General features: G+C 71.6%; 11 protein-coding genes and 1 pseudogene. 2 read left to right on the plus strand and 10 right to left on the minus strand.

Annotation, left to right across the window (positions count from 1 at the left end; all coding sequences use genetic code 11):
• Position 1: 1 nt before the first annotated feature.
• On the minus strand, positions 2-1,216 hold the full coding sequence (locus tag ACIBW9_RS08150) for a cytochrome P450 (protein ID WP_398952481.1): 1,215 nt from the start codon (positions 1,214-1,216) through the stop codon (positions 2-4).
• A 7-nt stretch (positions 1,217-1,223) separates the two neighbouring features.
• Positions 1,224-2,300: pseudogene (locus tag ACIBW9_RS08155) on the minus strand (type III polyketide synthase); the annotation flags it as partial.
• Between the two features lie 171 nt (positions 2,301-2,471).
• On the opposite strand from ACIBW9_RS08155, the gene ACIBW9_RS08160 reads away from it, so the two are divergent.
• A complete protein-coding gene (locus tag ACIBW9_RS08160) occupies positions 2,472-3,137 on the plus strand; it encodes a transcriptional regulator (RefSeq protein WP_398952483.1) in 666 nt (221 codons plus the stop codon).
• 6 nt (positions 3,138-3,143) lie between these two features.
• On the opposite strand, the gene ACIBW9_RS08165 is transcribed toward ACIBW9_RS08160, so the two are convergent.
• The 5 genes from ACIBW9_RS08165 to ACIBW9_RS08185 all read right to left on the minus strand — a co-directional run bounded on the left by ACIBW9_RS08165 (position 3,144) and on the right by ACIBW9_RS08185 (position 7,892).
• Complete coding sequence (locus ACIBW9_RS08165) at positions 3,144-3,380, minus strand: DUF6213 family protein (RefSeq protein WP_389080913.1); 237 nt, start codon at positions 3,378-3,380, stop codon at positions 3,144-3,146.
• Between the two features lie 25 nt (positions 3,381-3,405).
• A complete protein-coding gene (locus tag ACIBW9_RS08170; protein ID WP_398952485.1) occupies positions 3,406-4,800 on the minus strand; it encodes an NADP-dependent succinic semialdehyde dehydrogenase in 1,395 nt (464 codons plus the stop codon).
• A 78-nt stretch (positions 4,801-4,878) separates the two neighbouring features.
• Entirely contained in the window at positions 4,879-5,364 is a 486-nt protein-coding gene (locus ACIBW9_RS08175) for an NUDIX domain-containing protein (protein WP_398952487.1), read from the minus strand.
• Entirely contained in the window at positions 5,361-6,899 is a 1,539-nt protein-coding gene (locus tag ACIBW9_RS08180) for an ATP-dependent DNA ligase (RefSeq protein WP_398952489.1), read from the minus strand. The genes ACIBW9_RS08175 and ACIBW9_RS08180 overlap by 4 nt, the downstream gene beginning before the upstream one ends.
• Positions 6,900-6,950: 51 nt before the next feature.
• Positions 6,951-7,892, minus strand: a complete 942-nt coding sequence (locus ACIBW9_RS08185; RefSeq protein ID WP_398952491.1) for an NAD(P)/FAD-dependent oxidoreductase — start codon at positions 7,890-7,892, stop codon at positions 6,951-6,953.
• 80 nt (positions 7,893-7,972) lie between these two features.
• On the opposite strand from ACIBW9_RS08185, the gene ACIBW9_RS08190 reads away from it, so the two are divergent.
• Positions 7,973-8,554 (plus strand): helix-turn-helix domain-containing protein, encoded by a 582-nt coding sequence (locus ACIBW9_RS08190; RefSeq protein WP_390698164.1) that lies wholly within the window; start codon positions 7,973-7,975, stop codon positions 8,552-8,554.
• Between the two features lie 53 nt (positions 8,555-8,607).
• Here the strand turns inward: ACIBW9_RS08190 and ACIBW9_RS08195 are convergent, their stop codons facing one another.
• From ACIBW9_RS08195 to ACIBW9_RS08205, 3 genes are all read right to left on the minus strand, one after another.
• Positions 8,608-8,808 carry a hypothetical protein gene (locus ACIBW9_RS08195; RefSeq protein ID WP_398952494.1) on the minus strand — a complete coding sequence of 67 codons (201 nt, stop codon included), beginning with the start codon at positions 8,806-8,808 and terminating at the stop codon, positions 8,608-8,610.
• 244 nt (positions 8,809-9,052) lie between these two features.
• Entirely contained in the window at positions 9,053-11,191 is a 2,139-nt protein-coding gene (locus tag ACIBW9_RS08200; RefSeq protein ID WP_398952496.1) for a beta-galactosidase, read from the minus strand.
• Positions 11,192-11,319: 128 nt separating this feature from the next.
• Positions 11,320-12,462, minus strand: coding sequence for a LacI family DNA-binding transcriptional regulator (locus ACIBW9_RS08205; protein WP_398952498.1), 1,143 nt, complete (start codon positions 12,460-12,462; stop codon positions 11,320-11,322).
• Between the last annotated feature and the right edge of the window lie 14 nt (positions 12,463-12,476).

The raw sequence follows: 12,476 nt of genomic DNA on the forward strand, positions 1-12,476 counted from the left end.
CTCACCAGGTGACCGGCAGTGCTTCGGGACCGCGGATCAACGCCCCCTTCTTGAACGGCACCTGGCCGGGCGGTACGGCGAGCCTCAGGCCCGGCACCCGGTCCAGCAGCGCGTCGACGAGCAGCTGCGACTCCAGCCGGGCCAGCATGCCGCCCGGGCAGTAGTGCGGGCCGAAGCCGAACGACACGTGGGGGTTCGGGGCGCGGGTGAAGTCGATCGTCTCCGGGTCCGGGAAGACGTCCGGGTCGCGGTTGGCGGCCAGGTAGGAGACGTAGACCGGGTCGCCCGCGCGGATCCGTACCCCTCTGATCTCCACGTCCTGCATCGCGATGCGCGAGAGTCCGACCGCGTTGCGGTGCGGGATGTAACGCAGCAGCTCGTCGATGGCCTGGGGGCGGATCTCCGGCTCCGCGCGCAGGCGCGCGGCCAGGTCGGGGCGGGTCAGCAGGAGGTAGAACATCTGACCGCTGTTGTTGGTGACCGCCTCGCCGCCGATCTGCAGGAGCACGGCAAGGCCCACGGCCTCCTCGAGGGTGATCTCCTCGCGGCCGACGGCGGCACCGAGCAGGGACGTCACGTCCTCGCCGGAGCTGCCCTCCCGGAGCCCGATGAGGTCGGCGAAGTAGGCGCCCATCTCGTTCTTGGCCTTCTCGCTGACCTTCGCGCCGTGCGAGGAGGACAGGATCAGCTGGGTCCAGGTGTGCATGCCGTGCCGGTCGGCGGCCGGGACGCCCATCAGCTCGCAGATCACCGCGATGGGGAAGGGGGTGAGGACGGTCGCGGTGAGGTCCGCCGGCGGGCCGTCCTGCAGCAGCTCGTCGACCAGTTCGTCCAGCAGCCGCCGCGACCGCTCGCGCACCCGCTCCACGCCCTTGGCGGTGAACGCGGCGGCCACCGAGCGGCGCAGCCTGGTGTGGTCCGGCGGATCGAGGAAGCCGACCGCGCCGCGCTGCGGGATGAAGTGCGGGGCGAGCCGGGTGACCGGCTGGTCCATCACCGCCTCACGGCTGAAGCGGGGGTCGTTGGTCACCATGCGCACGTCGTCGTAGCGCGTGACCAGCCAGGCCCAGCCCTCGCCGTTGGGCAGCTGGATGCGGGTGACGGGGCCCTCACGCATCAGCTCGGCCAGCACCGGATCGAAGTCGACGCCGGTCAGGTCGAGGGCCGGCCAGTGCCGGATCGGGGGGAGGGTCTCGGTGAGGGTCTCTTCAGTCATGCCGTACTCATGCCGTCCTGTCGTGGGGACTGTGCCAGTGGCCCAGCGCCATCTCCGCGGTGATGCCGGGCCCGAAACCGGCCAGCAGGCCACGCGCCCGGTGCTTCGGCCCGCCCTCGTCGAACATCCGGCGCAGCGCGTCGAGGACGACGGCGCTGGCGATGTTGCCGTACTCGGTGAGCGTGGCCCGGCTGAACCGGAACGCGTGCGGATCGACCTGCAGAAACTTGCTGAGGTCGTCGAGAATGCGCGGGCCGCCGGCGTGAATGATGTAGAAGTCCAGGTCGGAGGCGTCCCAGCCGTGCAGACCTGCCAGCTCCTGCAGCGCCGGCGCGAGCGGCTCCATCGTGCCCGGAACCCGCTTGTCCAGCAGGAAGTGGAATCCTGTGGCCCGGACGTCGTACATGATCCACTCCTCGGTCTTGGGGATCAGGTACGAGCCGTTGCGCACCAGCTCGATGCCCTCGCCGCCCTGCCCGCGCACCACCGCGGCGGCGATCCCGTCGCCGAACAGGCCGTTGGAGAGCAGGGATCCGACGCCAAGGTCGGTGGGCTGGTAGCAGAGCGAGCAGAACTCGCAGGCCACGATCAGCGCATTGGCGTCGGGATAGGCGGAACAGAAGTCGTGCGCCCGGTTGATCGCGGCTCCGCCGGCCGCACAACCGAGCTGGGCTATGGGTATCTGACGGGTGGTGCTGTCGAAGCCCATCTCGTTGATCAGCCAGGCCGTGAGCGAGGGCATCATGAAGCCCGTGCACGACACGTAGATGATCACGTCGATGTCCTTGGTCAGCAGCTCCGCGTCGTCGAGGGCCCGCTGTATGACGGCGGGGACCCGGGCCTTCGCCTCGGCCTGGTAGACCTTGTTGCGCTCCTCGAAACCGGGATGCTTCAGCGTCTCTTCGATGGGCTGCACGATGTGCCGGGTGCGAACGCCGGTGTTCGCGATCAGCCGGAGGGCCAGCGGCAGTTGTGGATGGTCGGCGTGGCGGGAGCGTGCGAGCTCCAGCGTCTCCTCCATCGTGATCACATGCTCTGGGACGGACACCGAGGGTCTGCACAAAGTCGCCATGAACCGTCCTGCTTTCGCCGTCCGGAAGGCTTTCGGCCCCCGGGTCGAAAAGGGTTCACCTCTGGGGGTGGTTCACCCACGATCACCCGACGAGGCGACGATCTCGCGCCGGACTACTCCGTATCGGGGACCCCGTGCCAAGGTCGAAGCAGGAGCCCCGCATCCGATCCCATGGAGGACGCCATGACGCGTACGGCCACGGAACTGCTGGAGACGACCACCGCGAAGCTCGCCCCGGACCCGCAGGCCAACCCGCTCGTGCCCCTCGTCGCCCGGGGCGAGGCCTCCCGCGACACACTCGCCACGCTGGCCCTGGAACAGCACCGGGTGATCCCGGCGGACCGCCGCGCGTTCCTCCATCTGGCGCAACGCGCCACGGAGGAACCGGAGGTCGCCGCGTTCTTCGAGATGCTCGCCGACGGCGAGGCGCTGGCAGCCGAACGGCTGCGGCCGTTCGCGCGGGCATGCGGCATCGACGAGGCAAGGACGCTCGCCTACCAGCCGCTGCCCGGCTGCCAGGCCTACCCGTCATACGTCGCCTGGCTCGCCCTCAACGCCTCCCCGACCGACGCGGTCCTCGCCATCACCGCGAACTTCTCCGCATGGGGCGGCTATTGCGCCACCATCGCCCAGTCCCTGCGCGCCCACTACGGCTTCAGTGACGACGCCTGCGCCTTCTTCGACTTCTTCGCCCAGCCGGCCCCGGAGTTGGACGAGAGGGCAACGGCAGCGGTCCAGGCAGGCCTGGACGCGGGCCTCCTGAACGAGGACCGTGCACACGAGTACGGCCGCCTGCTGCAGAGCTACGAGTCGATGTTCTGGTCGACGCTGCTGCAACTGGCCGAGTGATACCCCCTACGGCGCAGTCCCGCTGCTGTGAGCAATACACGCCACATCGATACGATCGGCGAGCTTCGCAAGCTCAATCGTCAGCGCCGCGACCGTGTCCTCATCGAGCCCGCCCTCCCCGGCCTCCACAAGGTGCAGCCATCGTCCACCCACCGTCCGCAACAACTTGCTCACATCGGCCGCAGCCACCTGCAAGACACCGCGGTCATCGACGATCAGAGGCAGAGTCACTTCGCGGTTCACAACCGGGATGTTAGCCGCGCAGCACTCACGCACCGTGCCAAACCGTCGTGATGTTGCAGAACTCCCGGATTCCGTGCCCGGACAGCTCACGCCCGTAACCGGACCGCTTGACACCGCCGAACGGGAACGCCGGGTGGGAGGCGGTCATCCCGTTGACGTACACGGCACCCGCCTCCAGGTCCCGTACGAAACGGTCCACCTCCGTCTCGTCCCGCGTCCACACGTTCGAACTCAGGCCGAACGGCGAATCGTTGGCGATGAGCACGGCCTCGTCGAGGTCGGAGGCGCGATACAGCGTGGCGACGGGTCCGAAGGCCTCCTCGCGGTGGATGCGCATCTCACGGGTGATCCCGGTCAGTACGGTCGGCGGGTAGTACCAGCCGGGCAGCTCGGGCCGGCGCAGACGGTGGCCGCCGCACAGCACCTCCGCACCGCTGCGCCGTGCGTCCTCGACCAGCTCCTCCAGGTCGTCGCGTCCCTGCTCGCTGGAGAGCGGCCCGACGTCGGTGTCCTCCTCCATGGGGTCGCCGACCTTCAGCGCCTTCATGCCCTCGACGAAGCGTTCGGCGAAGGCGTCGTAGACGTCCGTGTGCACGATGAACCGTTTGGCGGCGATGCACGACTGCCCGTTGTTCTGCACGCGCGCGGTGACCGCGATCTGTGCGGCCCGGTCGAGGTCGGCGGAGGGCATGACGACGTACGGGTCGCTGCCGCCCAGCTCGAGGACCGTCTTCTTGACCATGTCCCCGGCGGTGGAGGCGACCGCCCGTCCGGCGGGTTCGCTGCCGGTGAGGGTGGCCGCCTTGACGCGTTCGTCGCGCAGGATGTCGTCGACGGCGCCGGAGCCGATCAGCAGGGTCTGGAAGCATCCCTCCGGGTAGCCCGCCTGGTGGAAGAGGTCCTCCAGGAACAGGGCGGTCTGCGGGACGTTCGAGGCGTGCTTGAGCAGGCCGACATTGCCCGCCATCAGCGCGGGCGCCGCGAACCGGATCACCTGCCACACCGGGAAGTTCCACGGCATCACCGCGAGGACGGGACCGAGCGGCCGGTAGCGGACCCGGACGCGGGAGGCGCCCGAGTCCTTCACGTCGAACTCCGACGGCTCCTCGTCCGCGAGGAGTTCCTCGGCGTGGTCGGCGTACCAGCGCATCGCCTTGGCGCACTTGGCGGCCTCCGCGCGCGCCTGCTTGATCGGCTTGCCCATCTCGGTGGTCATGACGCGGCCGATGTCCTGCTGGATGTCGTCGAGGAGACCGGCGGCCCTGTGCATGAGGCGGGCGCGTTCGGCGAAGGGCGTCGTCCGGTACGTGCGGAACGTCGCCTCGGCGAGCTGGAGCCGGCGCTCGAGCTCCTCCTCGCCCATGGCCTCGTATGTCTTGAGCGTCTCGCCGTTCGCCGGGTTCACCGTCGCGATGGGCATGGCTGACCTCCTGGGGGCGGGCTTGGTTCGACCTTCCCGCGCGCTGCCGGTGACCGCAACGCGTGGGCGGCTGTGCGGTTAGTCCGATTGCTCGGAGTCCTCCGAGTGCTCCGCCAGCCGGTCGAGAAACGCGGACTGCGCCTTGACGATCAGATCCCGGGCGCGGTCCAGCCCGAACCACTCCACCCGGTCCAGCTCGGGGAACTCCCCGAGCTGCCCGGACCTCGGCGGCCACTCCATCCGGAAGGTGCCGGGGACGATCGTCGCCGGGTCCAGGTCGGCCTCGACGGCCCAGGCCGTGACGGTCTTGCCGCCCGTCTGCCGGACCTCGCCCAGCGCCACCGCCTCCCCGTGGGGTGGCTCGAGACCCAGCTCCTCCTGGAACTCGCGCCGGGCCGCCTCCCAGGCGGTCTCCTCCTCGGGCTCGTACTCGCCCTTCGGGACGGTCCACGCCCCGGCGTCCCGCTTGGCGAAGAAGGGGCCGCCCATGTGGCCGAGCAGGACCTCCAGGCCGCCACCGGTGTGCCGGAACAACAGCAGGCCGGCGCTGTGCCTGCCGCTCATGGCTGGACCTCCGGGTGTGCCGCGAGCAGCGTCTCGACCGTGTCCGCCTCCTCCGGGCGTTTGTCCTCGCGGTAGCGCACCACGCGGGCGAAGCGGAGGGTGACGCCGGCCGGGTAGCGGGTGGACCGCTGCAGGCCGTCGTAGGCGATCTCGACGACGAGTTCGGGTCGCACGGTCACCACATAGCCGTCGGTGCCCGTGGCGAGCTCCTGGAGGCGTTCGGTCTGCCAGGTGAGCATCGCGTCGGTCATGCCCTTGAAGGTCTTGCCGAGCATGGCGAAGGAGCCGTCCGGGTTGCGGGCCCCGAGGTGGAGGTTGGAGAGCTTGCCGGTGCGCCGGCCGTGGCCCCACTCCGCGGCCAGCACTACCAGGTCGAGGGTGTGCACGGGCTTGACCTTCAGCCAGGACGCGCCGCGCCGGCCCGCGCTGTAGGCGGCGTCGAGGGCCTTGACGACCACGCCCTCGTGGCCGCGCTCCAGGGTCTGGGCGAGGAAGTCCTCGGCCGCGCCCACGTCCTGCGGCCCCGAGACCAGGGCGCGCCGCACCCGCATCGGCTCGGGGACCAGCCGGGCCAGTTCGGCGTGCCGCTCGGCGAAGGGCAGGTCGAGCAGGTCGCGGTCGTCCACGGACAGCGCGTCGAAGAACACGGGGGAGACGGGGACGGTCTCGGCGGCCGTCGCCACGTCCACGCGCGAGCCGACGCGCCCGGCCGTCTCCTGGAAGGACCGGGGCCGCCCGTCCTGGTCGAAGGAGATCACCTCGCCGTCCAGGATGAACCGGCGGACCTTCAACTCCAGTGCTGCGGCGGTGAGTTCGGGCAGCCGGGCGGTGATGTCGTCGAGGGTGCGGGTGTAGATCCGTACGCTGTCGCCGTCCCGGTGGACCTGCACCCGGATGCCGTCCAGCTTCTCCTCGACCGCGCACGCACCCAGCTTGTCGACCGCCTCGGCCACCGAGGAGGCGCTGTGCGCCAGCATCGGCAGGACCGGGCGGCCGACGGTGAGCCGGAAGCGGTCCAGGGCCGCCGGGCCCTCGGCGAGCAGCGCCTGCGCCACCGTCTGCAGGGAGCCCGCGAGCATCACCGCCCGGCGGACGTCCGCGGACGGCGCCCCGGTGGCCTGCGCCAGGCCCTCGACGGCGACGGCGTCCAGGGCGCCCTGCCGCACCTCACCGGTCAGCAGTCCGAGCAGGAACCGCTGCTCGTCCTCGGTGGCCGCCCCCATCAACGCCCCGACGAGCCGGGCCCGTTCGGCCTGCGAGCCGGTGCCCGAGACCTTGCCCAGCTCGCCGAGGAGGGCGTCCACCTGCCGCACGGTGAGCGTGGGTTCGGCGGCCGGGGCGACCGGGCGGCTGAGCACCTTCCAGCCGACGCCGAGCCGCCCCTGCGGCAGCCGTCCCGCCAGGTACGGGATCACGATCGGCACGTCGTCCGCCTCGGCGTCCCGGAACAGCTCGGCGAGCAGAGCGATCTTCCGGGACCGCGCCGAGGTGGCGGCGACCTCCTGGGAGACTTGGGCCAGGCGGGCGAGCAGCATGCAGCCATCCTCCAACGGAGGCGGGCGCTCCACACCCGGACACCGGTGGTTCTATGCCGGTACGGCCGCGTCGAGGTCGGTCATCAGCAGCTCACCGTTGATGAAGGCCCCCGCCCGGTAGCCGCCCGCCGCCGCGTTCACGACCTGCTCGGCGAAGGCCATCGCGTTGCCGACCGCCCAGACGCCCGGCACGGAGGTGAGCCCGGTCGGGTCGACCACGGGGTACGCGCCGAAGGGGGTCTCCTGGAGTTCGGCTCCCAGCCGCTCCAGCAAGCCGGTCTGCGGGACCGCCCGGGGCGCGGTGAAGACGGCCTCGCGTGCATGCGTCGTACCGTCCGTCAGACGTACGCCGGTGAGCCGGTCGTCCTCCACCACCAGCTCCGCGACCTCGCCGGGCACCACCTTCACCCCGGCCGCCGCCAGCCTGCGCAGGTCGTCGTCCGAGAGCTCCTGCTCGGCCACGGTGTGCAGGAAGAGCGTCACGTCCTTCGACCACTGGGACACCATCAGCGCCTGGTGGACGCTCAGCGGGGTCGTTGCCAGTACGCCGAAGGCCCGGTCGCGGACCTCCCAGCCGTGGCAGTACGGGCAGTGCAGCACATCCCGGCCGAAGCGCTCGGCCACGCCGGGCACGGCCGGCAGCTCGTCCCGCAGGCCCGTGGCGATCACCAGCCGCCGTCCGTGCACGGTCCGGCCGCTCGCGAGGGCGACCGCGAATTCCTCGCCCCTCGTGACGTCCACGGCCCGATCGCGGACCAGTTCCACGCCGTACCGTGCGATCTCCTCCCGGCCGATCGCCAGGAACTCGGCGGGTGGCATGCCGTCCCGCGACAGATAGCCGTGCATATGGGCGGCGGGCGCGTTGCGCGGTTCGCCCGCGTCGACGACGAGCGTGCGGCGCCGGGCCCGGCCCAGGACCAGCGCGGCGGAGAGTCCGGCCGGACCCCCTCCGACGACGATCACTTCGTACTGCTCGCTGTGCTTCTCGGTCATGGGTGACCACCTCCACGCCCGACGGTCGCCCCACCGCTGCCGCATTGACAAACCCGTTTGCCGAAACTGCAATGTCGTCCATGAACGACGACGACACGGACGAGGTCCTCGCGGAGGTCGGCCCCCGGCTGCGGCGCATCCGCAAGGAGCGGGGTGCCACGCTCGCCGGGCTGTCGGCGGCGACCGGGATCTCGGTCAGCACGCTGTCCCGGCTGGAGTCCGGACTGCGCAGGCCCAGCCTGGAGCTGCTGCTGCCGATCGCGCGGGCGCACCAGGTGCCGCTGGACGAGCTGGTCGGCGCGCCGCCGGCGGGGGACCCGCGGGTACGCGGCAAGCCCCTGGTGCTCCACGGCCGCACCTTCTGGCCGCTCACCCGCCAACCCGGCGGCCTCCAGGCCTTCAAGGTGCTGGTACCGCAGGGCACCGAGGAGCCCGAACCGCGCACCCATGAGGGCTACGAGTGGCTGTACGTGCTGTCCGGTCGGCTGCGGGTGGTGCTGGGCGAGCACGACGTCGTCATGGCAGCGGGCGAGGCGGCCGAGTTCGACACCCGCGTGCCGCACTGGTTCGGGTCGACGGGGGAGGGACCGGTGGAGTTCCTGAGCCTGTTCGGGCCGCAGGGGGAGCGGATGCATGTGCGGGCCCGGCCGAAGCGGTCATGACGGTGGCGGATACGCCAACGCCACGCGGTTCAGGGTCCACACGGTCGACCGGCTCACGGCAGCCGGATCAGCGCGATGCTCGCCGGCTGCGCGAGGGCGAGCCGGGTGCCGTCGGAGTGGAGGGCGGCGACGGGGGTGGGCACGCGGCGGCCGCCGAAGCAGGTGGGCTTGGCAAGGACGCGGACCTCGGACCAGTCCGCGACGATGCAGCCGGCCGCCGTGTCGAGCAGCCGCGGGTGGCCGTGCAGAGACACGACCTGATCGCCCCGGGACAGGAGCAGCCCGTCGCCCAATCTGCCCAGGGCGAGCGGGTAGTCGTAGTCCGAAGCACCCCGCCCCGTCAGGCACGGCTCGTTCCCGAGCCGGTACAGGATGCCGCCCGTCGGGTCGTACGCCCGCGCGCTCGCCAGGGGAGCGCGAGCAGCGCGGACACCGTGGTGAAAGTGCCCAGTGCTGCTCTGGCGGCTCTTCCTCTCTGCATGGCCCCTCCCAGGGGGCTCACGAACGGGTCGGATCGGTGTCGGTGGCGACGAGGACCCGTACGTCCCATGGGCCGAGCTCAAGTGCCGTGCCCGCGGGGACCGTTGTGCCGTCCAGGACGTCGGAGAGGTTCACCGGTGCAGACACGCTCGCGGGCTCCCAGCTCCAGTTGTGGACGATGTGGACGTGGCGTCCGTCCGGTGAGGTGCCGGTCGTCGCGGTGACCGAGGCCGGTGGCTCCCGCCAGCCGTGGCGGGCCGACGGCGTCAGCCACTCGGCCAGCGCCCGGGCCAGGTCCCGACCGGGCACCGTGCCGACGTATGTGACCTGGCCGGCGCCGTGGCGGCGGGTGGTGACCGCGGGCCAGCGGCCGAAGTGCGGGTGGTCGTAGGCGACCAGCACATCGGCGTCGGCGACGGTCAGGCCGTCCGCCCACTTCGTCGCCGTGGCGCCCGCGGGAAGCTGGAGCGGGCTGTCCGGTGCGGACCGCACGGGTATGTCCCGCACCAGGTTGCTGAATTCGTCGTAGCTGACGCCCGCGGCGCCGGTGAGGCGCCCGGGGGCCGGTTCGGGGCGGGCGCGCGCCTCGTGGTCGGCGTAACCGGTGCGCGGGCCGAGGACCAGGTGGCCGCCCGCACGGGCGTAGTCCGCGAGCCAGTCGAGCGTCTCGTCGTGGGCGAGGTGGAGCGCCGGGACGACGAGGACGGGGTGACGTCGGACGGCCTCCAGCGGAGTCAAGCCCTCCCGTTCGCCGCTCGGGTCGTGCAGCTGGCGGGCGTGGACGATGCGGACCTGACGGCCGGCGTCGAAGGCGCCGCGGTAGAAGGGATCGAAGACGCGGTGGTAGGCGGCCGGGTCCGGTTGGCCGTCGGGCCCGGCCAGCGGCGGGTACTTCTGCATCAGCCACTTGCTCGGCGTCGAGTGCACCATGGTGATGTCGGCGTCCGGTTCGAGCCCGGCGACGAGCGCGCCCGCGGTCTCGAACTCCCCGCCCAGGCGGGCGAGTTCGGCGTAGGTCCGGCCGGGCCGGCCGGTGTGCGGGAGGATGCCGCCCCAGTAGGTCTCGGCGCCGAAGTGCAGGGTGTGCCAGTGCCAGTACTCGATCATGCGGGCGCCGCGCGCGACCAGGGCCCAGGCGGCCTGGCGCCACTGGCCGTCGTAGGCGGGCCGGTTGTCCCAGGGGAAGCCGATGGAGCCGGCGTTGGTCTCGGTGACCAGGAACGGCTCCTGCCGGGAGGAGAACATCCAGTCGGCGGTCTGGTACAGCGCCCACACGCCGGTGGTCTTCCAGCTCTGCTCATGGCCGTCGGGCGTGGGGTCGGGCAGCAGCAGGCCGTCCTGCATGTCGTAGTACGGGTTGCCGGAGGCGATGTCGAGGCGGTCGGTGAGCTCGTCGTCCTCCACTGCGGGGCGGGTGTAGGAGAGGCAGGTGGTGACGAAGTGGTCGGGGCGGGCGTACTCATGGACGATGTCGGCCTGCCAGCCGATGAACTCGGTGACCTGGCGGGCCTGGAACGCGCGCCAGGCCACGTCGTACTGCGGCTGCGCGTTGCCGTCCGGGGTCCAGAGATCCGCCCAGGTGGACAGCCGGTGCGACCAGTACACCAGGCCCCACTCGCGGTTGAGGGTCTCCACGTCGCCGTACCTCTCGCGCAGATGGTCGACGAAGCGCTGGAAGACGCCGTGGTTGTGGAAGAGCTCCAGGCCCGGCTCGTTGTCGACCTGGAAGCCGATCACCGCCGGGTGGTCGGCATAGCGGGCGACGACACGGCGGATCACGCGCTCGGCGTGGAAGCGGAAGGCCGGGTGGGTGAAGTCCACCTCCTGCCGGGCGCCCCAGGCGATGCGCTCGCCGGTGTGCCGCTCGCCGGTGATCTCCGGGTACTGGCGGGCCAGCCACGGCGGCACCGCATAGGTCGGGGTGCCGAGGACGACGGAGATGCCGCGCTCGTGGGCGCCGTCCAGCACCGGTCGCAGCCAGTCCAGGTCGAAGCGGCCGTTCTCCGGCTCCCAGGTCGACCAGACCGACTCGCCGACGCGGATGACGCTGACGTGCGCGTCGACCATCAGATCGAGGTCCGTCGTGAGGCGTTCGTACGGCTGGTACTCGTGGTAGTACGCGGCACCGAACAGGACGCGGGCAGGCAGGGCCGCCATGAAGGAAACCTCCGAAGTCTCCGAAGAAAGAGGGGGGTTGGGCCACTGTTTGACGGCCGCCGGTGGCCAGACGGCTCTGCCAGTACCGCCGGAGCATCAGGGAGGAATGCTGTCCGGGACCGGAGGGGTCAGCGGCGGGTGGACGGGCCTCCGTTCGCAAGCGGCGGACGGGATGTCCTGGCGGCAGGGGAGGCGCTGCGCCGTCCGCGGGCCGGGGTCTTCCGGCTCGACGGTGGCGGTGCGGTCGAGGCACGGACGACGAGGTCGACCGGCGGGCCACTCGGCGGCAAGGGCTCTGCCTTCGGGTTCTCGATGGCATGCACGAGGCGCTTGAGCCCTTCCTGGGCCACGGCGTCGAACGGTTGCCGCACCGTGGTCAGGGGCGGGGTCACATGGGCGGCGACCGGGATGTCGTCGAAGCCGACCACGCTGACGTCCTCCGGCACCCGCCGGCCGGCCTCCGTCAGCGCGTGGATCAGTCCGATCGCCATGTCGTCGTTGGCCGCGAAGACAGCGGTGACGCCGGCGTCCTCGGCCAGTTCCCGTCCCGCCCGGTAGCCGGAGGCGGCCGACCAGTCGCCCGCGACGACCGCAGGCACCTCCCGGTCCTGCGCGGTCAGGGCCGCCTGCCATCCCTCCCGCCGGTCCCGGGCGGCGTACCACCGCTGCGGACCGGCGAGGTGATGGACCGTCATATGGCCGAGGTCCAGCAGGTGTTCGGTGGCGGACCGGGCCATCAGGTCTGCGCCGTTGCCCGCGGTCAGCACCGTGGGCGCGGTGACGGGCAGCGGTGCGCCGATGACGAGGACCGGAACGTCGAGGCGCAGGGCGGGTGCTCCGACGTCGGCCTGCTCGTCGATCGGCTCCGAGATGACGATGCCGTCGACGCCCTGATCGAGGAGCGAGTCCATGGCGCCCGCGACGCCCGCCGGGTCGCCCTCCATCGTGTTGACCACGCGAAGGGCGTAACCGGTGTCCCGGACGGCCCGCTCGACACCCATGAGCAGCGAGGCGGGTCCGTACAGCGCCGTGCCCAGCGTCACCACGCCGATCGAGCGGGTGCGCCCGGAGGCCAGCGCGCGGGCGGCGTTGTTGAGCCGGTAGCCGAGCTGCTCGGCGGCGTCGAGCACCCGCCTGCGTACCTCGGCCGAGACGTACGGTTCGTCGTTGAAGACCCGGGAGACCGTCTTCTGCGAGACCCCCGCGAGCCGGGCGACGTCCACGCTGCGCGGCGCGGCGGAGCCTGCGCCCCGCCCGGTGCCTGGCGTCATGGTCCCTCCCGGCG

Origin of the sequence: Streptomyces sp. NPDC049541 (genome assembly GCF_044465725.1) — a bacterium.
GTDB lineage: Bacteria > Actinomycetota > Actinomycetes > Streptomycetales > Streptomycetaceae > Streptomyces.